Consider the following 522-nt stretch of genomic DNA (forward strand, 5'->3'; position numbering starts at 1 on the left):
AACGAATAATCCTGCGTAGAAATGCCATGGCCACGTCATGAAGTAGATGGACTTGGCGCGCGACGCTTCCTTGAGTTGAGGCTTTGTTGAGTTTCTCAACATGTTAATTTCCTTTTCATTTTTGCACGCCAAAAACGCAGACCAAATGCTTCCCCCACATACTTTTCTATGCGGTGAAATTTGGAAAGGTTTGGGAGGGCGACTGCTTGAATGAGCAGTGTATGTGTGACTTTACTTATTGTTTTTATGGATTATGAAAAAGAAACCACAGGCGGCGCACGTGGAACTGGCGTTTCAAATCGTACACTTAGAGCCAAAAAAGTGTAGCGTTCAGAAATTACCGAGCTCAGTCGTGAAAGTATCGGTGTAGTTGGAAGTGAATCTTGGTGGAAAGTGGAAAAGTGACTAAATGGACACGGCTTGCCCTTGTGCGTCACCGAGCTGTCACCCTCTTCTATCTGAACCAGCTCGAAACCGTTTAGCGTACAAAGCGTCGCCCACACGCCCATGCTGTTACCATGA

At 46.2% G+C, this 522-nt stretch carries 1 protein-coding gene; it reads right to left on the reverse strand.

The annotated features are described in order from the left end of the window. Positions 1 to 251: 251 nt before the first annotated feature. A partial coding sequence (locus tag R7P74_RS29260) for a hypothetical protein (protein WP_318124235.1) occupies positions 252 to 522 on the reverse strand: 271 nt, incomplete at its 5' end.

The organism is Vibrio sp. 2033 (genome assembly GCF_033339735.1).